The 26,154-nt window shown below is 38.5% G+C and carries 19 protein-coding genes; 9 read left to right on the top strand and 10 right to left on the bottom strand.

Annotation, left to right across the window (positions count from 1 at the left end):
- Positions 1–545 precede the first annotated feature (545 nt).
- Both mrcB and hrpB read right to left on the bottom strand, forming a co-directional pair.
- Positions 546–3,068 (bottom strand): bifunctional glycosyl transferase/transpeptidase, encoded by a 2,523-nt coding sequence (gene mrcB / locus ACPEH5_RS19910; RefSeq protein ID WP_048608088.1) that lies wholly within the window; start codon positions 3,066–3,068, stop codon positions 546–548.
- A 188-nt stretch (positions 3,069–3,256) separates the two neighbouring features.
- Positions 3,257–5,737, bottom strand: coding sequence for an ATP-dependent helicase HrpB (gene hrpB, locus ACPEH5_RS19905; protein WP_166696570.1), 2,481 nt, complete (start codon positions 5,735–5,737; stop codon positions 3,257–3,259).
- Between the two features lie 95 nt (positions 5,738–5,832).
- On the opposite strand from hrpB, the gene sfsA reads away from it, so the two are divergent.
- From sfsA to panD, 7 genes are all read left to right on the top strand, one after another.
- Positions 5,833–6,543 carry a DNA/RNA nuclease SfsA gene (sfsA, locus tag ACPEH5_RS19900; RefSeq protein WP_042848192.1) on the top strand — a complete coding sequence of 237 codons (711 nt, stop codon included), beginning with the start codon at positions 5,833–5,835 and terminating at the stop codon, positions 6,541–6,543.
- Positions 6,544–6,738: 195 nt separating this feature from the next.
- The gene (gene dksA / locus ACPEH5_RS19895; protein ID WP_042848193.1) at positions 6,739–7,194 is read left to right on the top strand and encodes an RNA polymerase-binding protein DksA; all 456 of its coding nucleotides are present in this window, start codon (positions 6,739–6,741) and stop codon (positions 7,192–7,194) included.
- Positions 7,195–7,935: 741 nt separating this feature from the next.
- On the top strand, positions 7,936–9,279 hold the full coding sequence (pcnB, locus tag ACPEH5_RS19890) for a polynucleotide adenylyltransferase PcnB (RefSeq protein WP_206074972.1): 1,344 nt from the start codon (positions 7,936–7,938) through the stop codon (positions 9,277–9,279).
- 20 nt (positions 9,280–9,299) lie between these two features.
- Positions 9,300–9,791 (top strand): 2-amino-4-hydroxy-6-hydroxymethyldihydropteridine diphosphokinase, encoded by a 492-nt coding sequence (folK, locus tag ACPEH5_RS19885; RefSeq protein ID WP_042848194.1) that lies wholly within the window; start codon positions 9,300–9,302, stop codon positions 9,789–9,791.
- Between the two features lie 58 nt (positions 9,792–9,849).
- Positions 9,850–10,641 carry a 3-methyl-2-oxobutanoate hydroxymethyltransferase gene (gene panB / locus ACPEH5_RS19880; protein WP_042848196.1) on the top strand — a complete coding sequence of 264 codons (792 nt, stop codon included), beginning with the start codon at positions 9,850–9,852 and terminating at the stop codon, positions 10,639–10,641.
- 31 nt (positions 10,642–10,672) lie between these two features.
- Entirely contained in the window at positions 10,673–11,536 is an 864-nt protein-coding gene (gene panC / locus ACPEH5_RS19875) for a pantoate--beta-alanine ligase (protein WP_048608094.1), read from the top strand.
- 140 nt (positions 11,537–11,676) lie between these two features.
- On the top strand, positions 11,677–12,057 hold the full coding sequence (gene panD / locus ACPEH5_RS19870) for an aspartate 1-decarboxylase (RefSeq protein ID WP_042848200.1): 381 nt from the start codon (positions 11,677–11,679) through the stop codon (positions 12,055–12,057).
- Between the two features lie 57 nt (positions 12,058–12,114).
- Here panD and ACPEH5_RS19865 read toward each other — a convergent pair whose 3' ends face one another.
- From ACPEH5_RS19865 to ACPEH5_RS19830, 8 genes are all read right to left on the bottom strand, one after another.
- A complete protein-coding gene (locus ACPEH5_RS19865) occupies positions 12,115–12,654 on the bottom strand; it encodes a fimbrial protein (RefSeq protein WP_042848202.1) in 540 nt (179 codons plus the stop codon).
- 9 nt (positions 12,655–12,663) lie between these two features.
- Complete coding sequence (locus tag ACPEH5_RS19860) at positions 12,664–13,209, bottom strand: fimbrial protein (RefSeq protein ID WP_042848204.1); 546 nt, start codon at positions 13,207–13,209, stop codon at positions 12,664–12,666.
- Positions 13,210–13,225: 16 nt separating this feature from the next.
- Complete coding sequence (locus ACPEH5_RS19855) at positions 13,226–14,248, bottom strand: fimbrial protein (RefSeq protein WP_042848207.1); 1,023 nt, start codon at positions 14,246–14,248, stop codon at positions 13,226–13,228.
- 15 nt (positions 14,249–14,263) lie between these two features.
- Entirely contained in the window at positions 14,264–16,738 is a 2,475-nt protein-coding gene (locus ACPEH5_RS19850) for a fimbria/pilus outer membrane usher protein (RefSeq protein WP_226619096.1), read from the bottom strand.
- Positions 16,739–16,867: 129 nt separating this feature from the next.
- Entirely contained in the window at positions 16,868–17,545 is a 678-nt protein-coding gene (locus tag ACPEH5_RS19845) for a fimbrial biogenesis chaperone (RefSeq protein WP_042848213.1), read from the bottom strand.
- A 49-nt stretch (positions 17,546–17,594) separates the two neighbouring features.
- Positions 17,595–18,140, bottom strand: a complete 546-nt coding sequence (locus ACPEH5_RS19840; RefSeq protein ID WP_042848214.1) for a fimbrial protein — start codon at positions 18,138–18,140, stop codon at positions 17,595–17,597.
- 710 nt (positions 18,141–18,850) lie between these two features.
- A complete protein-coding gene (locus ACPEH5_RS19835) occupies positions 18,851–19,621 on the bottom strand; it encodes an ABC transporter permease (RefSeq protein WP_042848215.1) in 771 nt (256 codons plus the stop codon).
- Entirely contained in the window at positions 19,618–20,559 is a 942-nt protein-coding gene (locus ACPEH5_RS19830; protein WP_042848216.1) for an ABC transporter ATP-binding protein, read from the bottom strand. Before ACPEH5_RS19830 ends, ACPEH5_RS19835 begins: the two co-directional genes overlap by 4 nt.
- 257 nt (positions 20,560–20,816) lie before the next feature.
- Between ACPEH5_RS19830 and can the strand changes: the two genes are divergently transcribed.
- Both can and ACPEH5_RS19820 read left to right on the top strand, forming a co-directional pair.
- Positions 20,817–21,470: a carbonate dehydratase gene (gene can, locus ACPEH5_RS19825; protein WP_042848217.1), complete on the top strand. Its 654-nt coding sequence runs from the start codon at positions 20,817–20,819 to the stop codon at positions 21,468–21,470.
- A gap of 426 nt (positions 21,471–21,896) precedes the next feature.
- Positions 21,897–26,081: a filamentous hemagglutinin N-terminal domain-containing protein gene (locus tag ACPEH5_RS19820; protein ID WP_166687287.1), complete on the top strand. Its 4,185-nt coding sequence runs from the start codon at positions 21,897–21,899 to the stop codon at positions 26,079–26,081.
- The last annotated feature ends 73 nt before the right edge of the window (positions 26,082–26,154 follow it).

Below are 26,154 nucleotides of genomic sequence, written 5' to 3'. Positions count from 1 at the left end.
TCTAGTGAATACAGCCAACAACGCTAAAAAGTGAAACGTTACGCGGCAATTCTCTAAATAATTCAGCCTGTAGCTAGGCGGTAAGTGAGCTAGAACCTAGAGCATACAATAGTATGTGACTAGGTCTAGCGAGTGCAACCAACAACGCTAAAAAGTGAAACGTTACGCGGTAATTCTCTAAATAATTCAGCCTGTAGCTAGGCGGTAAGTGAGCTAGAACTTAAGGTATACAACCGTGTGGGGCTAAATCTAGTGAATACAGCCAACAACGCTAAAAAGTGAAACGTTACGCGGCAATTCTCTAAATAATTCAGCCTGTAGCTAGGCGGTAAGTGAGCTAGAACTTAAGGTATACAACCGTGTGGGGCTAAATCTAGTGAATACAGCCAACAACGCTAAAAAGTGAAACGTTACGCGGCAATTCTCTAAATAATTCAGCCTGTAGCTAGGCGGTAAGTGAGCTAGAACCTAGGAGCATACAATAGTATGTGACTAGGTCTAGCGAGTGCAACCAACAACGCTACAGGTTGAAGTATGACGAGAATTTAGGGATTATTGCCAAACATATCCTTAACCCAATCCGGTGCATCATTTTGTGGCTCATCGTTATTGCCATTTAGGTTCCAAACTGGGTCTTGGTTTTCTGATGCTTGGCATAAAGCATCGGGGTTATCCGTCCAGATTGGTAGCATTCTACCCCCACCAAAATTTGAACAGCTTAATTGCCCATCGGCAGTCACTTGCATATCTACAACCCCTTCTGGGGCACGATTGATTAATGCCAAAGGTGTTTGATTATCAAGGTAACGTTGATATACCTTCAGTGCTCCTGTTGCACCAGTTAATTGCGTAGGACCATTGTTATCACGACCTACCCATACAATCGCGACTTCCTTACCGTCAATGCCGGCATACCAGCTATCGCGCAAATCGTTAGTTGTCCCTGTTTTACCTGCTAAGTTATATTTGCCATATTTAGACAATAATACACGGCCAGTCCCTTGCTTAACCACTTGTTGCATACCGTATAACGCTAAGTAGGCAGCTTGTGAAGGTACAGCACGCTCTGCAGATGGATAGCTTTGATAAATCTCTTTACCATCACCATCAATCACTGAACGCAGCGCAGATAATTTAGCGCGATTACCGCCGCCGCCAATGGTTTGATAAACTTGTGCGACTTCAGCTGGCGTCAAATTTACCGCCCCTAGTAGCATCGCAGGCACTTTTTCCATTGCTGCAGCTGGCGCTCCTAGACGTACAAAGGTATTAAATACCTGATCTAGACCAACTTCCAACCCTAAGTTTACTGTTGGGATATTCTGTGAGCGAGCAAGTGCATCGACTAACATCATACGGCCATTAAAATTACGGCTATAATTCCTTGGGCTCCAATTTTGATTACCCACCTTAACAGTGAGTGGTTCATCTTTTAACCATGTATTTAAACGATAGCGATCAGGCTCACTCAGTGCAGCAAGGTAAACAGGAGGTTTCGCTAACGAACCAATACTACGGCGTGCATTCAATGCTCGATTGAAGCCAGAAAACTGAGGTTGAGAGCCACCAACCATGGCACGAACTTCACCATTAATACGGTCAACGACCACCATTGCGCCTTCGATATCGTCTAACTTACGAGCCTTACGTAAATCAGCGACTCCATTTTCCACCGCATTTTCCGCAGCCGTTTGAGCGACAGGGTCTAAGGTTGTAAAGATTTTTGCACCGGATAACTCTTTAACTTGATCACCCAGTTTTTGATTTAACTCTAAACGTACCATTTGCATAAAGGCAGGCTGAGAAGCCACCAACCCTTCTTTATTTTTCACGCCAAGAGGCCTTGCACTGAGCACTTGGTACATTTCTTGGTCGATTACGCCGCGTGTTTCCAAGATTTTCAACACAATGTTACGGCGTTTAATTGCATTTTGTGGCTTAGTCCATGGGTTATAAGTTGATGCCCCTTGTACCATACCCACTAACAGTGCCTGCTGGTCAAAACTTAACTCATTAATTGGACGACCGAAATAATACAAACTTGCTAGCGGGAAGCCACGAATTTCATCATTACCATTTTGGCCTAAGAACACTTCGTTTAGATACAGCTCTAAAATACGTTCTTTGCTGTAGTTATAATCCAGCAAAATAGCCATGTAAGCTTCATTGGCTTTACGTTTTAATGTGCGTTCATTAGTTAAAAATAAGTTTTTTACTAACTGCTGCGTCAGGGTACTGCCCCCCTGAACCGAACGCCCAGCCGTTAAGTTGGCAACAACAGCACGGCCAATAGAGTATAAACTGACCCCATCGTGCTCATAGAAGTTGCGATCTTCGGTTTCCAGTAAAATTTTGACCAACGATTCGGGGAAATCAGACAATGGCAATACTAAACGTTGTTCATTATTCGCCGATTGCATCATCGTGATCAGTTTAGGGTCTAATCGGAAAAAGCCAAATGAACGGCCATTTTCCATATTTTCAATTTTACTTAACCCATTATTTTCAAACACCATACGCGCTAATATTTGCCCTTCTTTTTGGTCAGGGAAATTAAAAGGACGGCGTAAAATTTCAATGCTATTACCGCGAACCACAAATTCGCCGGAGGTGGTGATTTTACTCACTTTTCGGTATTGCATACCTTCGAGCAGGCGAACCATTTCAGCTTGGCTATAGTCCATTCCCGGTTCAAGGTTAACCATCCTGCCATATACTGCCGCAGGTAAATCCCACACCTTACCATCGAGACGTTCTTTAATTTGTTGATTTAAATAAAAACCGTATGCTGCTAATAAAACAGCAAACACAATCATTAGTTTGACTAACAGCCAGAACCAACGCCATTTGCTTTTCACTTTACGTGGTTTGTTATTTTTCGAGCCTTTTTTAGCCATTTGCTCTTCTTCGTCTTCATCATCGAGATATTGTTGGTCAATATCATCATTTTCGAATAAATCTTCATCGTCATAATCATCGCGGTCTCTGCGACGGCGGGATGAAGATTGTTTTTTCCCAGCAGATTTTTTGTTGCGTCTGCCTATTGGTTCAAAATCTTTACCTGACATGGTCGCTCCATATCACCTTACAAAATAACTTAACAACATAATCATTCACTATTTGAATAGCTTAGTGGTTAATTTTGGCTCATAACCTTAGAGATTTCACCAAAGAAAGCTCTTAATTACATTTCCTTACTCACATTAAGCAGGGATAAGCCATTTTTATGAACCTGCTATTAGAGCATAAAAATAGTTTATTTCGCACCCATCATCGCTTTTTTTGTTTGCCGCGTTGGTGCTGTATTTGCTGGGTCATCGGGCCATAAATGTTTTGGGTAGCGGCCTTTCATTTCTTTTTGTATTTCTTTGTAGCTTCCATGCCAAAATGCGCCGAGATCTTGTGTAATTTGTAATGGGCGCATCGCAGGGGAAAGCAAACAAACCGTTAACGTGATTTTCCCTTGCGCAACAGTTGGATTCGTTTTCTCACCATACATTTCTTGCATACGAATTTCTATGACAGGCGGCTTATCCAATGCATAGTGAATACTCACATCATGTGAAGAAGGTGCGCGGTAAGTTGTAGGGAACATGTTCGCTAGCCACTGCTGTTGTTGCCAATCTAACCGGTTTATTAGCAATTCTGCTAAATTAATTTGCTGCAACTTTTGTTTATTGGTTACCTCAATAAGATAAGGCTCAAGCCATTCATCTAATGTTGATAACAATGTACTTTCATCAAAGGATGGTAATTCAAACTCAGGGAAATATTGCTGTGCTAACGTACAACGAATACACAGTTGCAACGCATCCTCTTGCCAATTCAATTGTTGCAGCCCATTTTGTTTTAGCCAATAAACCAACGCTTTACTGATATCAGCTTTATCTGGGTTACTCATGCGTTCTGATTTCACCACTAACTGGCCGCACTGCAAGCGCTTCCATGCTAGCAATGTCCCTTTTTGCTCATCCCATTCAACGGTTTCTTGCTCATTAAATAGTTCAGTACAATCTTTTTGCAATTCTTGTATATCAATGGGGTACGCAAGTGCCACTCGTGCATCTGCGCTATTTTCTGGTTGCCACAACAATGGCACGATTAACCAAGAAGTTCCCAATAGCCTATCCGTTTCGTGTAGCGATGCTCCAAGCCCACTGGATAACTGATAACGCAATTGATTGTCCCTCGTTTTTGCTATTTGGTCGGGAAAACCGGCTGCTAATAATGTTGGTAACCACTTACTTATCAGTGCGGTTTGCTGCCCTATACTCGCGTTAACTTTTCGCCCACTTAAAATGGTCGCACGCCGGCACCAGCTTTCGCTTGGCCGGTCTAAGTAATAACGTAAGTCGCACTCACCACCTCTTGGCGGCTCTTCAATAATAGCCACTAATAATGCGGCTAATTGCAAAACTGACTCATCTTTAGCGACTTGTGCTTTATACAATATCGCGGCAGTACGTACTGAGCTACCTAGTTCTGCCATCTTCTGTCCCATGATAGACAGTTTCCCTTGTGCATCAATCGCGCCAAGTTTAGCAAGTAGATTTTTTGCCGCCCCAATCGCGGGGGCTGGGGGTAAGGTGAGCCATGATAATTGTGTCACATCATGGCAGCCCCACTGTAGTAAAGAAAGCCATAGCCCACTGAGGTCACTTTGGTTGATTTGTGCTTCACTAAATTGAGCCGCACGCTCCGCTTGCTCTTCACTAAATAGATGCCAACATACCCCAGCTTCTAAGCGCCCCGCTCGTCCAGCTCGCTGTGTCATTGATGCTTGGCTAATGCGTTGCTTAACTAATTTTGTTATCCCTGAACGAGGGTTAAACTGCCCTACTCGCTCCAGGCCGCTATCCATCACTAAGCGAATACCTTCTATAGTTAAGCTGGTCTCCGCAATATTAGTCGCTAGCACAACTTTACGTTTCCCTTCGGGAGCTATTTGGATTGCTTGCTGCTGTGCTTTAAGAGATAAAGCTCCATATAAAGGACACAAAAGTATGTCCTCACTCACTATCGAAGCTAATTCAGCTCTTACTTTTTCTATTTCCCCCACGCCCGGGAGAAATAATAATAGTGACCCTTTCTCTTGCTGCAAAAACAGCCATGCTGCTGCCGCGACTTCTTTATGAAATAATTTATTAGGATTTATGGGATGATATTCACGAATAACGGGGAAACTGCGTCCTTGTGAAGTGATCACTGGAGCATTAGGGAACAACTGGGAGAGCCCTTGGTTATCAAGGGTAGCAGACATCAATAACACCCGCAGGTCATCCCGTAGAGCTTGTTGTGAATCAAGTAATAATGCAAGGCCAAGGTCTGCTTGTAAGTTGCGTTCATGAAATTCATCTAAAATCACCAACCCAACCCCTTCAAGCATAGGGTCATTTTGTAATAGCCGTGTTAAGACGCCTTCCGTTACGATTTCTAACTGAGTATCACGACTAACTTTAGTTTCTGAACGCATACGTAAACCAATGGTATGGCCAATTTCTTCCCCAAGTTGCTCCGCTAAACGCGCGGCAACTGCTCTAGCCGCAAGACGCCTAGGTTCCAACATAATAATCCGCCCATTAACCACCCCGCTTTTTAAGATTTCTAATGGCAAAACGGTGGATTTACCGGCTCCCGTCGGTGCATGTAATAGCACTTGAGGGGATGATTTTAATGCGGTAATTAGTGATTCTCTGACGTCTAATATGGGGAACACTTTGGTTATCACTCCATGCATTTAACTTTTACTATCAGACATTGTAGCATTAGCCACTTTCAATCATATTAAAATCAGTGTATTGACAACTCACCTCGTATGACAGCGGAGAATATATGGAGTTTAATCCTTGTTTAAAATCGGCCACGCTAATTAAGCGCTATAAACGCTTTTTGGCTGATGTCACCCTGCCTAATGGTGAAGAAATCACTATTCATTGTGCTAACACCGGCGCAATGACTGGCTGTGCGACACCGGGTGATACTATTTGGTATTCCACATCTGATAACCCAAAACGTAAATATCCCTACAGCTGGGAACTTACCCAAACAGCTAATGGCGATTTTATTTGTATTAATACGCTGCGTGCGAACCAATTAGTTGCTCAAGCTTTAGCCGAAAAACACATTCCAGAATTATCCGAGTACAGCGTAATAAAGCCAGAAATGAAATATGGTTCAGAAAATAGCCGAATTGACTTTTTTCTCTCAAACAGTGAATTACCAGATTGCTTTATTGAAGTTAAATCAGTAACTTTACTTGAAAATGGCCACGGTTTTTTCCCTGATGCCGTCACGCTAAGAGGGCAAAAACATTTACGCGAGCTATCACAGATTGCTAAAGAAGGAAAAAGAGCCATACTATTGTTTGTTGCTTTACACACAGGTATTCACGTAGCATCTGCGGCTGCACATATTGATAAAAAATATGCGCAGTTATTAGAGGAGGCACGGCAAAGTGGTGTTGAAGTACTTTGTTATCAAGCTGATATAACTGTTCAACAAATGGCGTTAGGGAAGCAGATTCGCTTTAACTCTATTAAATAAAGTTTTTTTAACCAATTTTTATACGAGGCCGCTGAGTTCTGGGCGCTAGAAAGGGAATAAACACGCTCGCCCTCACAGCATTACAAAACTCATTGCAGGAACGATTGCCAAGAGAGCTCTCTTCTGCTATTTATAGCGACCTTAATTTTTCCCCTTTGGGGTTTTTGTAAAATTTGCGTGTGTAGGAGAAGCATTATGCAAGAAGGGCAAAAACGTAAGACATCGTCCTTAAGCATTCTCGCCATTGCTGGGGTTGAACCCTATCATGAAAAAGCTGGCGAAGAGTACATGAACGAGGCCCAGTTGGCGCATTTTAAGCTCATTCTCGAAGCATGGCGCAATCAACTCAGAGATGAAGTGGACCGGACTGTTACTCATATGCAAGATGAGGCAGCTAACTTTCCAGACCCCGTTGATAGAGCCGCTCAGGAAGAGGAGTTCAGCCTTGAATTACGTAACCGGGATCGTGAGCGTAAACTGATCAAGAAAATAGAAAAAACCCTGAAAAAAGTTGAAGATGATGACTTTGGCTTTTGTGAATCATGTGGCGTAGAAATTGGTATCCGCCGTTTGGAAGCCCGTCCTACTGCTGATTTATGTATCGACTGTAAAACATTAGCTGAAATTCGCGAAAAGCAAATGGCAGGCTAATAGCTCAGATGGAGTCCTAAACGGCGCATATTACGTGCGCCGTTATAAGGTTTTGTCACCGTGAAAACATGCTCTCCCAGCATTCTCCTCCCCGTTAGTCATGGTTTATATTGGTTACCCCCTGCATTTTTATGGTATTTTTAAGCTATCTTGCTGTTTTATCTAAATTTAGTATTATCATTAATACTAAATAATACTCATCCATTACACCTAAAATTTTAGAGGGCTTAAAATTAGCCATTTTTTTGGCCAATGATTAAAAAAACAAATAACCTAACGCCCTAAAATAGCTTAAAATAGGGCATTGCAGGTCATATCTTACGAAAGCAAAAATAAATTATGCTATTTTTTGAGTTAATTTTATTGGTAAAATTAATGATTAGACATGACTTTTATGCGTTTAACCATTCTCAAAGAAACTTCTGTGAGCTATGATTAGCCGCTTATTTTGTTTAATGAATATTGGTAATCACATCGAGGTGTACTATTTTTAACCGTGTAGCAAATTTCTGCCGTAATATTTTATCTCGCAATACAAATGCATCAGATGAAGATGCATCACAGCATCGTGACATTTTACGAGATACTCAGGCAGCCGGTAAAAGGCCAGTCACTCATTCTGCTGATGCGCAAACTGCATCAAAAGAACAGAACACTAAGCAAACTCATAAAACAGCGCCTATTAAAAAAACGGTTCGTCAATCTCAACGTGCCGACCCTACGCCTGAGAAACACACCATAATGACAACCGTTAACGACGAAAACATTACTGTTATTCCCCGTGCGGAGCACTCTATTTCCCGTAGTGATATTAGTGATAATGCTCTAAAAGTCCTCTATCGATTAAATAAAAGTGGCTTTGAAGCCTATTTAGTCGGCGGAGGGGTTCGCGATTTACTTTTAGGTCAAAAACCTAAAGACTTCGATATCACCACCAATGCAACACCGGAACAAATTCGTAAGCTATTTCGTAATTGTCGCCTAGTCGGCCGCCGATTCCGTTTGGCTCATATCATGTTCGGTCCTGAAATTATTGAGGTGGCAACGTTCCGGGGGAATCATGACCAAAATGCTTCAGAAGATAAAAACCTGTCTTCTCAAGCACAAAACGGCATGTTGCTGCGTGATAATATCTTCGGCTCTATTGAAGAAGATGCGATTCGTCGTGACTTCACAGTGAATAGTCTCTATTACAATATTGATGATTTCTCCGTACGTGACTACGTTAATGGGTTAAAAGACTTAAAGGATGGGGTTATTCGCTTAATTGGCGACCCTGAAACCCGTTACCGTGAAGACCCAGTTAGGATGCTAAGAGCGGTACGCTTCGCATGCAAACTCAATATGAGTATCGAGCCAAAAACCGCAGATCCTATTTATTCACTCGCTCATTTATTAAAAGAGATACCGTCGGCAAGGCTGTTTGAAGAATCACTTAAGTTGCTACAAGCTGGGCAAGGTTATACCACTTATATGATGCTCAAAAAATATGGTTTATTTGAGCAGCTATTCCCTGTTGTTGCCAGCCGTTTCACTGAAAACGGTGACTCACCAATGGAAAAAATCATTGAGCAAGTCCTGAAAAATACCGATTTCAGGCTTAAAAATGATAAACGCGTTAACCCTGCTTTTTTATTTGCGGTTATGTTATGGTACCCCGTAACCGAGCATGCTGAAAAGCTTACTCAGGAGGGCGGATTGGCTTATTATGATGCCTTTGCGCTGGCCATGAATGACATTTTAGACGAACAATGTCGGTCGATTGCAATACCGAAACGTATCACAACCACAATGCGTGATATTTGGTTATTACAACTTCGATTACCTCGTCGTCAAGGCCGCCGTGCAAATAAACTAATGGAGCACCCTAAATTCCGTGCTGCGTTTGATTTATTAGAACTAAGAGCCAATGTCGAAAACCGGAATGAACTACAAGAATTAACATTGTGGTGGGCGGATTTCCAACAAGCTAATAATAGCAAGCAGCGTGAGATGATTTCCGAATTAGGCAATATGCCAACGCGTCGGCGTCACCGCCCACAACGCTCATCAAACGCTGGGGCTCGCAAGCCTAATAAGTCATAGTAATACATAGAGAGAGTACCATGGAACAAGTCTATATTGCTGTAGGAAGTAACCTTGGTAAGCCACTACAACAGGCTCAGCAAGCTATTGCAGCATTAGATGCGATCCCTAACAGTCGTGTCGTTTCAATCTCTTCTATTTATCGAACTAAGCCTTTAGGGCCACAGGATCAGCCAGATTTTCTCAATCTGGCTGTATTACTAGAAACAGATCTCGAGCCCGAAGAGCTACTTGATCACACACAAAAAATCGAATTAGATCTTGGACGAGTGCGTAAAGAAGAACGTTGGGGTCCTCGCACTCTTGACCTTGATATCATGCTTTTTGGTAACCGAGTTATCCATACCCCCCGGTTAACCATTCCACATTACGGGCTAAAAGAGCGGGAATTTATGTTGTATCCGCTCAGTGAAATTGCCCCCACCCTAGTTTTTCCTGATGGCGAAACGCTTTTGGAAAGACTCACACAAGTTCCTCGCAATGGCCTGACGCTTTGGGACATTACCCCTTAAAGTGTGCAACCTCTTATGAGGTATGGTCGCAAGGAGATCATTTCCGGAGGTTATTATAATGAAACCAATTTCTCTGGCTGATTTATGTCAGTTTAAACAAGACAAACGCAAGTTCGCAACCATGACAGCCTATGATGCTAGTTTTGCTCAATTATTTTATGAGCAAGGAATTCAAGTCATGCTCGTTGGCGATTCACTTGGCATGACTATTCAGGGCGAGTCTTCCACATTACCCGTTACCGTTGAACAAATTGCTTATCACACACGTTGTGTTCGTAAAGGGGCTCCAAACGCCTTTATCATCGCTGATATGCCTTTTATGAGCTACGCCACACCAGAACAAGCTTGTGCAAATGCCGCTATTTTAATGCAAGCAGGCGCCAATATGGTAAAAATTGAAGGCGGCAGTTGGTTGTGTGACACCGTAAAAATGCTATGTGAACGCTCCGTTCCTGTTTGTGGCCATCTTGGTTTAACACCACAAGCCGTCAATATACTCGGGGGCTATAAAGTCCAAGGGCGTGATGAAGTGACTGCTAATCAAGTCTTGAAAGATGCAATCGCCCTCGAAAATGCAGGAATGCAATTATTAGTACTTGAATGTGTTCCTACTTCATTAGCGAGTCATATCACTGAAGAATTACTGCTCCCCGTTATTGGTATTGGCGCAGGAAATGAAACTGATGGTCAGATTCTCGTTATGCATGATGCACTTGGTATTACAGCCCGCCCACCAAAATTCGCTAAAAACTTTTTAGCGCAAGCGGGTAATATCAATGATGCTATCCGCATGTATATTCAAGAAGTGGAAGATGGGATTTACCCAAGTGAAGCTCACTCCTTTTCCTAATTGACTACAAAAAACCATAAGGAACACACGTATGCTTATCGTTGAAACGGCACTTATACTACGCCGTGAAATCCGTCGCTGGAAACAAGAAGGCAAACGTATTGCACTTGTGCCAACAATGGGCAATTTGCATGATGGTCACTTAACACTCATTGACCAAGCTAAACAGCAAGCTGATATTGTTATTGCCAGTATCTTTGTTAACCCAATGCAATTTGATAGGCAGTCTGATTTAGCAAATTACCCGCGAACGTTGCAAGAAGACTGTGAGAAATTAAAACGTCTTGGTATCAATTTAGTTTTTGCACCTTCTCCTCTCGAATTTTACCCTGACGGGATGGAAAAGCAGACATATGTTGAAGTCCCTGAACTATCAACGATACTAGAAGGCGCAAGTCGTCCGGGGCATTTCCGTGGTGTCGCAACTGTTATTACTAAGCTGTTCAACTTAGTACAACCTGATATTGCGCTGTTTGGTAAAAAAGATTATCAGCAATTACAATTGATTCGTAAATTAGTTAATGATTTATCATTCGATACCCAAATCATCAGTATTCCAACAGTTAGAGCAAAAAATGGGCTAGCCTTAAGTTCTCGCAATAATAATTTATCTGCTGAAGAGCAAAAAATAGCCCCTCAGCTTTATCAAATTATGTTACAAGCCGGGCAAAAATTAGCAGAAACCCCTAGCATTGCAAATGACCTTGTCAATGAAATGGAAGAGTCTTTACGCCAAGCTGGTTTTACACCAGATGAGCTATTTATTCGTGATGCAGAAACCTTGTTACCCCTTAATGGGTCGAGTAAACGAGCCGTCATCCTGATGGCAGCATGGTTAGGGCAGACTCGACTAATTGACAATTTGCAAGTTGACCTTCCCGTCGATATTGCATAGAAACAAAGTACTTATAACAATAAAACAACACACTGCAATTACAGAGTTTACAGCTAGGCGTTCAGTAAACAAATCTCTAGGAGCCTAAGACTAGGGAGGGAGAACGCCAACAACGCTGTGGGCCGAATGAGGAAGAAAAAATGTTAAGAAGAATGTTGCAAGGAAAACTACACCGCGTCACTGTTACTCAGGCTGACTTACACTACGAGGGCTCCTGTGCTATCGATCAAGACTTTATGGATGCAGCCGGTATCCTTGAATACGAAGCGATTGATATTTATAACGTTGATAACGGGGAACGCTTTTCAACTTACGCGATTTCAGGTGAACGAGGTTCGAAGATTATCTCTGTGAATGGCGCGGCTGCACGTCGTGCCGCTGTTGGGGATAAACTTATTATTTGTTCTTATGTACAAATTGAAGATGAAGATGCTCGCCTTCATAAGCCTAAAGTCGCTTACTTTGATGAAAATAACGTTATGAGTCGTGTGGCAAAAGCGGTACCCGTACAAGTGGCTTAACATAAGACTAAAGCGTCATCATATTAATGGCGCTTTAGTTTATTCAATATCTATTATTTATTGGTAAGTCACGTCTATATCCATCGAAGCATTCGCGATACCAGGAGTAACTACACTATCTGTTTGTACATAATACGATCTAAGTATAAGTGTTCTTTTTCCTTCAACGCCACTATATGATGCCAATATACTGCTATAAAATCCTATGGTTACACTGCTAGTTCCGAAATCCAATTCCGTCTTTATTCCGACCCCTTTAGCACTTCCAGGCAAAGGACTCAACATTAGTAATTCACGATCTCTACTAGAATTATTTCCCCGAAAATTAAAGTAAATGGTAGCATCTTTATCGCAGTTAAAATCAATCCGCCAATCTACCTTTTTAGATTTCGTATTGATACCAGAACCAAAACCACTCCAACCAATTATGTTGTCACCAAGATTAACATTGAATGTTTTCGCAGATTGAACTGAACACGTGTTTGCAGATACTCGCCCTGTAATATTAAAAATAGCATCATAACTCATAGATTTTGTAGAAAAAAAGAGCAGTGCTATTGCAAAAACATAAGTCGCATATCTAATATTTTGATTCATTGCTTTTCCTTAGTTATTTCGCACAACAAATGTAATAGAGGCATTTGCATCTCCTCCTGTTGCACTGTCTGCTAGTTGCTTATAACGTGCGCGCAATTGAACCGTATTCATTCCTGATGTTGTTCCCGCAAAACTAATTAATGTGCTCACTTCATTCGCATTTTTTTCTTCCCAACGCTTATTCTCTGGTGAATAAGCTTCAATTTGAATGGCCATTCCGCTTGCTGAACCAGCTGATTTATCTAACTCAAATAGTTTATTATCTAACTCGGCTGGCGTACCTTCTAATACACCGACCACTTGCCGCTTGTCCGGTGAACAATTAAACGCCAAATCAAATTCCACCCAATCAGTGACTGAATCGCGAGCAAAGTTACGCCCATTTCCCTCTAAAAACCAAGTCCCTAAATCAATATTCTGTGCTGCAGAGAACACGGTACACGACTTAGCTTTGATTGAGCCGCTAAAATTCACCTTGATATATTCGTCCGCGACAAGAACATTCATATAGGTTAAAGAAAATAAAAAAACGAGCAAATTAATTATATAATTCATTGATAATTTACCTTTTCTATTTATACACAAGGGTAACCGTGACCTGTGCATTACCATTAGTCGCTTTCACTTCATTAGACGTTTTGACGTATTTGAATTCAAATGTCTTTGTAATAATCGGGCTTAGACTCGTTTTATCTAGCAGAGAATATACATAACTATTAGATAATGAGCGATCTCCCCCCAACCTCAACGGAGATGACTTCCCAGATTCATATACACGTACAGCAAATCCTGGGTTCTCATTGTTATTTTCCAAATAAATGATATCTGTATTGATGTTACTGGGGTGCAAATTATCTGCGATCGTATAGGCAACAGACATTATTTTTGGACAATTAATCGTGATCGACTGCTGAGCATGACCAAAAGTATCACCTATATTAAGTGAACGAACTTTAGCAATATCGTGAACTCCAAGATCAACAGATTGACGAACAGATGAAATAGAGCAAGTACGCTGTGCCCATGAAATTAAAGTTGATGCAGGTAATATTTCGCCAACTGATGATATCCAATTCATATCACCAGTGCATTGCACTTTAATTGTGCTAAAATGTGTAGCAACCTTTTCTGACCCTTCAATATCCCCTTGAACCGTTTTGATATACATCATCCGCGTTTCAAGTTGTAGTGCCGATGAGCCATCAACTGCATTAATTTCGCTATTACTTCCCGTTAATGGATACCATTGACTCGTTCCTTTTTGCCTTACACCAACCACATAACCAACACCATCAATCCCAGTACTAAAAACAGGGTAACTACCTGAACCATCATTAATAGTCATTCCGGTCGGCTGACTATTAGCTTGTAACATAAATTTAAAATTTCCCGCATTTTCTGCAACACATAATTCATGGTTAGCGCTAGGTTCAAATTGCTTCCATCCATTACCGAGTATAGATTCACGGGGAAGTTTATGTGCCGCTGAATCAATTTCTAAATCCCCTAAATTGACACGAAATTGCCCAATACTGCATGCACTAAATGAAAACAATGTAATACCAATCGAAGTAATAATCTGTTTTATATTCATATTAAAAACCTATTCTCAGTGGCAATTAACAGGCAATATAGGTAAATGCTGTTTTAATTGTTCCGCGGTTAATTGGTATTCTGCAATGCATTGTTCTTGTAAGCTTTTCCCCCATTTTATCTGTAATTGCCCTTGTTCCGGCATTCCACTGAGATAAACATCACCATTATCGCCCACAATACCTGTACTTATATTTTGATCATCACTTTGAGAGAATTGTGCCATTGCACCAAAAGGCACAGGTTTGCCATTATGCGTTACAGTAAATAATAGTCTGTAACCCACATGCGTTTGATAACTTGCCAGAATCGCTGCACCTTTCGTTGGTACGACACTCACGGTATTCGTTTTTAATTCAACATTATCTGGTAATGAATCTATGTTGAGCGTAATTTCATTTTTCGTATAAGGGTTTAAATAAGGAATAATTGCATAACCACGAGAGTCCGTTGAAATATTTGCTCGGTTTGAAACTTGTACATTTTTCGCCCCAGGAGCACGGACAATAGCAAAAGTATCATTGATTGGCTGAGACAATGTGATTCCATGTGGATGAGCGACAACGGCCCCCGTTAGACCATAGTTCGCTCGTTGTGAATATTTATCATATCCATAAGCCGCATTTGCAACCCCATAGCTTCCCCGATAAGATGCTGATGCATTTCCGCTCGCACGTGTTTCTTTATTCCCATAGGATTGTTGAATAGCATAATTAAAATTATTACTCTCACCTAAAGTACCACTTATCCCCATCATTGCATCCGTATTACCACTGTTATCAGCTGTAACGCTGCTGTTTATCGATGTGTAGTTGCCTGATGAATCATTCAAAGGAATAGTCATTGAAAAAGAAAAATAGTTATCCGCTTTACGTTGATAAGCACTATCAGTATAACTGTAGCTAAAATTGTAAGTGATCCCGCCAATATTATTATTATAACCTGCATTCAATGAGCGTTCTTTACCTGAACGGTTCCAATAATCTTGCTGATAACTCGAAAAATAGACATTACCGAATTCATTTAGTGATTGGTTAAGCGAAACCTGAAAACGATTTTTTTTATTATTACGATAGATTTTAGGCTGATTGCTATTTGCTTCACTAAATGTATAAAACCCTTCAGTTGAATAACGATAGTTTGCTAACGTTACTGAAGTACCTGTAGACGTGACATTTTTAGAATATTGAAAACGATATGACTGCCCGCTATCAGTATTGTCTTTCCCTAATAAGTTTTGGCTATTAGCTTGTGTTATATCTGCCGATAATGCCCCAAAACTTCCTAAGTTAATCCCCATTCCTGCCGCATAAGACTGGTAGTTTTTGGATAATAAAGTCCCTGCATACCCCGTAATACTTTTGGGTAATCCATAAATAAATGTACTTTGCAAAAAGTTTGGCTCAACCTCACCTGAAGTATTAGATTTATATTTCCCTCCAGTTAGTGAATATTTGAGCTGTCCTTCACGTTGCATTATGGCAATTGATGAAAAAGGAACTACAAATGAACGTTCAGAACCATCTGCTTCTTTAATCAAAACAGTCAAATCACCGCTGGTTCCTGTTGGGTATAAATCATCAATTTCAAATGCTCCGGGCGAAACATAAGATTGGTAAATAACATAGTTATTTTGTTTAACTGTAACTTCTGCATTACTTTGTGCTATACCACGAATAACGGGTGCAAATCCCCTCATTGAACTAGGTAGCATAGATTCATCACTTCGTAACTGTACGCCTCGAAATTGAAATCCTTCAAATATTTCACTTGGTGTAGCAGTATCACCTATTGTTAATTGTGATTTTAAATAATTAATTCCTCTTTCTAAACTGGTTTCAATGTTCTCCCACTCACGCTTCCCATTATTATCTGTATAGGTTGAGTAGTTTTTTAAACGCCACGGACCTAGGTTTCCAGTACTTCGCAAATTAAAGTAATGAGAATTGGAGTCTTTAGACTTATTGCGGCTCCAATTATTTGAACCACTATAATAATAATTTAAGACCAAAGCGGGAACACCGTTTTCCCACTGACTTGTTGGCACAGTACCTAATGCTTGCTTGTCCATCGCAATTTGAGGGATCGAAATATTTAACTTTTGTTGATTCAATTCCAATATAGATTTTGCATCAGGTATATATTCGCTGATAGGAACAATTTCTTGTTTCTCAGGAAGAGCTTTTAACGCAGGAATCGCATCAACTTTAACACCCCAAAGTGCTAATTCTTCTTTCGTTAATAGGGGAATTAGCTGATTTGACGACTTATCCTTAATGAACTCAACGACCTTCGATTCCATTAAAATACCATTTACAATTACATCAACATGGTATTCCCCTGCAAGCTGGCCACCCGGATTAGCAAATTGATTTAAATTCGGTAAATCTGCAATATTTTGACCATCAACCACACTTAATGAGCTTGGGCTAAAATAGTCATCAGCAAATGCATAATTAACATTCATACCAGTGAAAATAATTGCAGCCACTGCCTGACATACTTTCTTTAACCGAAAATACATTACCCAATTATGCGAACAGGTTATAGCATTAGCACAACAAATTGATAAGAGTTGTTTTCTTGGAATACAACGCATAATGTATATTCTTCCAACGAATTATTTTAATGTCTGAGTTTTTGTTTTTGTTATCGTTCCATGATCATTAACAGCACTCCAAGTCACCTGATTTGCTTGGATTTCTGAAATATTCCAAGTTGCTTCTCCCATTGGAGGCACCATGCCAGGATCAGTAATTTTTTTATTGCCAATTTTTAGTTCACCAAATGACACATAATAAGGTGTTGGGTTTTTAGATTTTAAGCTATTTCCTTTCTTTTCAAAGGTGAGCTTTTCATAGGCAGTAAATGCATCTGCTGTTGGTAAATCCACTGGGCGATAAATTAACTTAATTTTATTATTAATTGAGATAGTTAAATTATTTGTTGCATTAGGGTCAGACGGCGGTATTGATTTAACATTTAACCAATAAATAGACTCTTTATCTGATGGTAATTTAGGATCCGTTAATACAATTCGAATTGCATTTACTGATTCAGGCTCAATACGAAAAAGAGGCGGTGTTACTGTAAATGGTATTTTCTGTTTTTCACTATCATCAAAACTATTCACCCACGACTGAACAAGAAAAGGGATTTTTTCATCGTTCCGAACTGATATAGAGGCTTCTTTTTTATTACCTTCATAAATGACGCGCGTACCACCTAAAACCACACTAGCATTTACGTTAACTGCTGTCATACATAGAAGTACTAGTAAAATAAGAGATTTTTTCAAAATTTTCCCCTATCAAAAAGAGGGAACAATCGTTCCCTAATTAAGTTAATTATTGGTTGTATTGAATAGTTACTGTGACATCAGCATTCGCTTTACCTGCTGTAACTTCATTCGCAGTTGTAACGTAGCGTGCGTAATAGGTTTTCTCACCGCCATTACTCGTTAAATCAATACCATCAGCTTCAGTGTCTGGAGTATAAAAATTTGTTCCATTTACATCACCAGAAATACCAATACCAACACCTGTTGCTTCACTAACCGCATATAGTTTGTTGTCATCAGCATGTGCCGTCCCACCGAAAGTAACTCGTGCCCGAGTTAATGTTGCAGGGCAGCCACTTAAGCCTATTGTTAAAGGAACAGCTTCTGTTAATTCACCGATTTTATCAAAGGTATTTGTCATCCAAGTACCCAGTTGCACAGTACCTTCATTTTTATTTGTATTATTAACTTCAATAGTGCAAGTTGTATCAATAAATTGCCCTTTAAAATTTATCGTACCTCTAGCATTACCACTATCAACCGCTGCATGTGCCATGCCCGATAATGACACAATAATAATTGATGTCATTAATACAGATTTTTTTAAAATCATATAAACCTCTTATATACCAGTAAATAATTATTAATTATGTACAAGACTAGTAGTTAAATTACTTTTGAATACTTAATACCCCATATATTTAATTCACAAAAAGTATATTAGCTTTTTTAAATAAAATCCATATTAAGAGTAAACTCGCAAATTTAATTTAAAGAAAGAATTAAATCCATAATTAAACTTATTGACAATGATCATTTAGAGAAATATATCAAAAAATAAAGAAAAACCATTTGTTAACGATAACAAAACAAGCTAATTAAGTTAAAATATAATTATAACCAGCTATAACAACTACTTTATCTACTTATAATAAGCACGAGTTAATAATATAAATACTTTAATTGTATTTTGAGTCTTTAACTCTAAATTTTAATTACACCAGAGATAAATAACTATATATTTTGAAGGGAGTGTTATAAATAACCGTTTATTTATTGAAAAAAGCTATAGATTTAGTTCGGAATATTCCGAATGAGATGTTATAAACCTTGCAGTTTCCCAATAAAACTATTTCATATGTAAATAATCGCTAAATTTATTCCAAAATTTATACTACCAAACTTAATCTCTAATAAACTAAGTATTTTTACCAGTTAATTTAATTTTAAATCACCTGCGTATTTATACTTAAAAACTGACCATATCTAATTAATTAAATAACAAATTTAGATATGGCCTTAAGAAAAATAAAATATGCTAAGTTAGCTGCGTAACCCTCTACCTTGCTCAATTAAATACCAAGTCAGCAAATAGAAAACAACCAAGAAAATCATAAGCACCCCAAGGGTAATTCCGATAGAAACATCAGCAATACCTAAGAAACCGTATCTAAAACCACTAATCATATAAACGATGGGATTCAGCTTGGATACTGCTTGCCAAAATGGCGGTAGTAATGACAATGAATAAAAAACACCCCCCAAATAAGTTAGTGGTGTTAATACAAAGGTAGGAACAATGCTAATATCATCAAATGTCTTGGCAAAAATAGCATTCAATAACCCAGCTAATGAAAACACAATTGCAGTTAATAGAAGTGTCACTATGACCATAACCCATGAGTGAACCTGTAATGGAATAAAAAATAGTGATACTAAAGTAACCAAGAAGCCAACTAAAATCCCTCTTGCAACCCCCCCACCAACAAAACCAGCAATAATAATATGGGTTGGAACTGGAGCAACAAGTAATTCCTCAATGTTTTTCTGAAATTTAGACCCAAAAAATGAAGAACATACATTTGAGTATGAGTTCGTGATCACTGCCATCATTATCAGACCTGGTACTATAAATTGCATATAGTCCACGCCCCCCATATCACCAATTCTAGAACCTATCAGGTTACCAAAAATGACAAAATACAATGACATTGTAATAACTGGTGGTAACAAGGTTTGTACCCATATACGACCAAATCGAGTAACTTCTTTTATCCAAATGGTTTTCAATGCAACCCAATATAATGAGATCATGACACTATCCCCTTTTCAGTCACATTATTTTCTTTTTTAACCAAGTTCACAAATAACTCTTCTAAACGGTTAGCTTTATTACGCATACTTAAAATCTGAATACCTTGCTCACTAAGTTGACTAAAAACACTGTTCAGCCCTTGTTCCCTTTTGACATCAACTTCAAGAGTTGATGTATCAATTAAACGGGACTCATACCCCAATAACTGAGGGATAGGACTTTTGGGTACTAAATCGAAAATGAAAGTTTCTGATTCCAGTTGGCTTAACAATTGTTTCATACTGGTATTTTCAACTAATTCGCCATGTTGAATAATACCAATATTACGGCACAACATTTCAGCTTCTTCCAAATAATGTGTCGTTAAAATAATGGTTGTCCCTTGCGCATTTAAACTTTTTAAAAATGTCCACATTGAGCGGCGTAATTCGATATCAACTCCAGCGGTTGGTTCATCCAAAATTAACAGTTTCGGTTGGTGCATTAATGCTCTAGCAATCATTAAACGGCGTTTCATACCCCCAGACAAATTACGCGCACGCTCGTTACGCTTCTCCCATAAATCAAGCTGCGACAAATATTGCTCGGCACGTTGTACAGCCACGGGCCGAGCTACGCCATAGTAACCCGCTTGGTTAAGCACTATTTGTAATACTGTTTCAAATGGGTTGAAATTAAATTCCTGAGGGACTAAACCAAGTTGCTGCTTAGCTTGAACAACTTGTTTTTCTAAATCGTAGCCAAAAACTTTTACAGAACCACTAGTTTTATTAACTAATGAACTGATGATGCCAATTGTTGTAGATTTACCCGCGCCATTTGGCCCTAACAAAGCATAAAAGTCTCCATCTTCAACGCTTAGGTCTATTCCTCTTAGGGCTCTCACTCCACCAGGGTAGGTTTTGGTTAACTGTGATAACTCAAGTGCATATGTCATATGTAAAAAAAACCTTTATTCTTAAGACGGTTTACAGGCAATATAATCTTATGATGCCACTTTTTTCTGTTCTATGTTATGCAGAAAAGAGATAATTGATTTATTTAAAATAATTCAATGAGTTAGTAATTAATGGTTGTCTTGTCTAAAAGAGAGGTTCATCATAAGGATACTGTAATTAGTATAACTAATTATTATTTAATCAATAAATGTTGTATAAGATTTTATCGCAAAGTAACACAACTAGGCTATAAGTCATGATGAGAAAAATCGAAGAGCTGTTTGCTAACAATGAAGCATGGTCAGCATCAGTAAAAGAACAAGATCCTGAATTCTTCAAAGAATTATCAAAAGCGCAAAAGCCGAGATTCTTATGGATAGGCTGCTCAGACAGTCGAGTACCTGCAGAAAAATTAATTAACGCAGCCCCTGGTGATCTATTTGTTCACCGTAACGTCGCTAACTTGGTTATACACACAGACCTCAATTGCTTGTCAGTTATACAGTATGCGGTTGATGTGCTTCAAGTCGAACATATTATTATCTGCGGTCACTACGGCTGTGGTGGGATTGAAGCTGCTGTTGATAACACCGAGCTCGGTTTAATTAATAACTGGTTGCTGCATATACGTGATATTTGGTATCGCCACAGCTCAATGTTAGGTGAACTCAAACCATGCGAGCGCCTTAACCGCTTATGCGAACTAAACGTAGTTGAACAAGTTTATAATTTAGGCCATTCAACAATTATGCAATCAGCTTGGAAGCGTGGACAAAATGTTATGATCCACGGTTGGGTTTACGGGATTAATAATGGTCGTTTACAAGATTTACATATCACTGCAGACAGCAGAGAAAAACTTGAACTCTGTTATAGAGAAGCTATTGCAACATTAACTCAAAAAAAATAATTTAAATTCAAAGCTCTCATATGAGAGCTTTTTTATTTAATCCAAAATTAGAGTAATATAAAAATAAAATAAAATAAAATAGAGATTCATTAAAGGTAATAAATAACAAAATATATATATTCAATGAAACTTAACATTAACTCCAAATAAGAAAAATTATGTAAGTATAGACATTTAAGTATTAACACATAATTATCCTGCCGCAGAGTAAACCTTATTCATTGATACTAAAGGACTTAGTAAGAAAAACTACATTTTAATCCATATTTAGTTTATTAATGGTATTTAATTTTATCAAATAAAAAACAAAGTCAGTTAAACACTTTTAAATATACTTATTTTTTAATTCTATCATAATTTACTGGCTATAATGGAATATTATTAGTTTATAAATATCAATCTCCAATTATATTTAGGGATATTTCTATGAGTTTGCCTATTAAAAGTGGGTCATCAACCCCCACGTTAAAACTAAAACCAATCGTTTTATGCGTTTCAGCAATTTTAGGAGTTACCTCTATTGCTCACGCAGAAATAATCAATACTAACGGTGCTGGTGTCATGAATCAAAACAATGGTCCTACCATTGTTCATATTAACAAACCTAGTGATAAAGGTGTTTCTCACAATATATACAGTAAGTTCGATGTTGATAAAAACGGCGCTATTCTAAATAACAGTAAAGATAATGTTAATACACAATTAGGCGGTTTAATTAACGGGAACCTTAATCTATCAGGTGGTGAAGCAAAAGTTATCCTAAATGAGGTTAACTCTAATAATGCAACTACCCTGAATGGTATGGTTGAAGTTGCGGGTAAGAAAGCTCAAGTTATTGTCGCTAACCCATCAGGTATTACTTGTAACTCATGTGGTTTTATTAATACTGAAAGTACAACATTGACGACTGGTAAGCCTTTGGTTTCAAATGGTGAACTCCTTGGCTATAATGTTGCCAAAGGGCAAATCATTGTCAATAATAGTTTAAATTCAGACTCACCAACAGAGCTTATTTCTCGTTCTGCGCTCATCAATGGGCGGTTAAAAGCTGAAGAAATTAAAGTGGTTACCGGCAATAATTTTGTTGATACGAATGGAACTGCAGTAACGTCTGTTGCGGGTACAGGAAGTCGTCCATCTGTCGGTATTGATGTCTCTGCGTTAGGTGGTATGTATGCGGATAAAATTACCTTAATTACCACAGAAGGTGGAGTGGGTGTAAAAAACCAAGGAACTATCTTAGCCGGAGATCAAGGGCTATCCGTTAACACGGCAGGTGGGTTGACTAACTATAAGAGAATTGAATCTTCTGGTAATATTAATATCAATGCTGACACCTTGAATAACAGTGAAGCTGCTATTACTGCCAAACAAGATCTTAATATAATCGCTAGAAAACCTGGTGAAATTGATACGACTTTTAATAATCAGGGAGGCCGCCTTACTTCAACCTCTGGTGATATCAATTTAACATCCCATAGCCTGATATCAAATACCAGGGGTGGCATAATTAATGCTAAAAATAATGTTGGCATTAAGTCCAATGTTATTCAGAATGGTGGTGGTTTAATTAAAACTGAAACAGGCGATATTAATGTCGATACTAGAGACACTCTTTATCAATGGCGTGATACTTCAAGATCTGAAGATAGAATTATTGCAGGCAGAGATGTCAATATTAATGCTGGCCGTATTTATAACGAAAATGCAAAAATTAAAGCAGGTAGAGATGTCAATATAACTGTAGGTTATAGTGAAATTACTAACTCATCCATTACTGCCAATCGTAAACTAGCACTTAATGCTTATACACTAAAAAATAAAGCATCATCAATTACTGCGAAGAATGCTAAATTAGATTTAATCGTTTCAGATGAAATTAGTAATGATGCAAACTCAATTATTAGTAGTGGAAGAGGATTAAATATTACCGCTAATAAGCTTACCAATAAAGGAAAAATAGTTTCTGCGACAAATACAGCTAGCACCACACCAACCTATATATCCAATATTAAGGTCAATAATATTCAGAATAACGGTGGGCATATCTCAGGTGACCAGCTAAATATTGAGTCAAACACCATTGATAATGGACTGGGTTTTATTAATGCAAACAAACTCAATGTTGATGCTAACTCACTAAGCAACAGTGGCGGATATATTCGTTCATATAATGATATAACGCTTAATGTTAATCAGTTATATAACACATACTCGAATAATTTCAATCAAGTTGCATACAAATTTGGATTAGCTAATAACGTTGGTGGGATTGAAACTTTAGATGGCGGTATCACTGTCAATGGTGATAAAATATCCAGCGACTATGGTTTCTTTAAAAGCGAAATAAGAGAAAGAGCTGCTAGCAAAGGTGGAATAGAGTTTAATTTAACAGGAAACTTTGATAATAATAGAGGTGAACTAAACAGCGATAGAGATATCGTTATTAATGCCAAAGAGATATATAACTATGATGCTAAAATAAATTCAGGTGCAAAAATAAAACTGAAAGGCTCTGATGGAATCTATCACCGCTATAGTGAGCTTAATTCTAAAGATGTAACAGAGTTATACACTCCTTATTTTTCATCTACTGATTACAATCAAACTTATAGTCTAGATGGTACAGGTATCATTTATAATACTAATGGCCCTAATATTATTCACATTAAAAAACCAACTGATAAAGGTATTTCACATAATACTTTTGACAGCTTCAATGTGAGTGAAAAGGGTGTTATTTTCAATAACAGTAGTTCAACGACTAACACTCAATTAGCAGGAAGCATCTTCGGTAATAGTAACTTAACTGCTGGTAATGAAGCTAAAGTTATTTTAAATGAAGTAGTTTCTAACAAAACTAGTGTTATAAATGGGATGATGGAAGTTGCAGGCAAAACAGCGCAAGTGATTGTAGCTAATGCTTCCGGTATTACCTGTAATAGCTGTGGGTTTATTAATGCATCACGTGGTGCCTTTGTAGCAGGCACCCCTCTTATGGCTGGTGATAACTTAATTGGATATAACGTCAATAAAGGCAAAATCACAGTTAATAACCACCTAACATCCAATAATACTATTGACCTTATTTCCTCTGCTGTATTGGTTAAGGGTAAGGTCGAAGCCAATGAGCTAAATATATCAGCAGGCGCGAGTCTGTTTGACCCAAATGGTAAGACACTTTCTAGCTTGTCGGAAGCTTCTTATGATCCAAATTTCAATGGTATCACTGTTGACTCTAAAGGCAGCTTAAATGCCAACAAAATAAACCTGAATGTTAATGTTAAACGCAATTATTTAAAGAATAAAGGGTTAATCAATGCTGGAAACGGTGGGTTAACTGTGGATTCTTATTCGATAAATAATACAGGAACCATAAAAAGTAAAGGGGATATTAATATAACTGGCACCCCAGATGTCAACTACCTTCATGGAACTGAAATGGCGCTTCTGAATGATAAAGGAACCATTATTTCAACTGATGGAAGCATCACTATTACCGCTATTACTGGTTACATAGCTAATATGTATGATGGCTTAATCAGTGCAAAGAAAAACGTCAACCTGAATCTTCACTCCACCTCCACCATTAACAATACAGGCGGTTTAGTTTTAGCTGAACAAGGCGATATTAATATTAAGAACGGTTTTGTTTATAACAGGCAAGATAGCAATAGTAAATACGGAAAAAATAGGCTGATCGCAGGCCGAGATATCAATATTACTGATGCTCGGATAATAAATGAACATTCAGCTATAACAGCTGGGAGGGACTTTAGCTTTACGGGCACTGAATTAGAGAATCGTTCTAGTGCCATTAATGCTAATCGTCGTGTGAATATTGACGGTACTTACCTATCAAACAAAGAATCGGTAATTAAAGCGGAAACGGGTCGAATGGACATCACCGCCAGCAGAGAAATCATCAACGATACTGTATCGACTATTAGTAGCGACAAATTGATGAATATCACATCACCGAAGCTAACCAATGTTAAGAGTAGTACTATTGTTTCTAACAATGGTAAGTCCACATTCAACATTGGTAATTTGGTAAACAATTTAAGCTATATTAAAGGTTTTGATCTTAACTTTATCTCTAAGTATCTAGATAATAGTAGTGGATTAATTAAAGCTGACAATAATATAGTGATGAATGCTGAATACGTTAGCAATACCAATGCTGCCGACTTTAAAAGAGGTACCTTCCACCTTGGCTTATCATCATCTCAAAAAGGCGGAATTATCGCTAATGATGGTAGCATTAATATCAAAGGTTATCAGCTGAATAATAATTCAGGGATTATTCAGACAAATGCTATCTTCCCCGCAGCAGGGCAAGCTGACATTGATATTACAATGGGCAACGAAATCATTAATAACTATGCTCAAATTAATAGTGCAGGAAATCTAAATGCGAGTGCGAACAAGATTTCTAACTATGACGGTATTATGAGTGCAGGTCTTGATTTAACGGCTAAAGCAGACGATTCTATTTCTAATTATTATGGAAAAATCAGTTCAGGAGATATCACTACACTGATTACGCCTTACCTTGATAATAAGAATGGAAAGATTACTGGTTATCCTGTAATTATCGAGAATAACTAAAAATAATTCATTGAAATTTCAATGAGAATAAACAAAAGGACAGCATTGCTGTCCTTTTTAGTTATTCGTTGTT

The sequence above is a fragment of the Providencia sp. NPDC089933 genome (assembly GCF_049545585.1).
GTDB classification, from domain to species: Bacteria; Pseudomonadota; Gammaproteobacteria; order Enterobacterales; family Enterobacteriaceae; genus Providencia; species Providencia huashanensis.
This window is presented reverse-complemented; position numbering and strand designations above follow the sequence as displayed.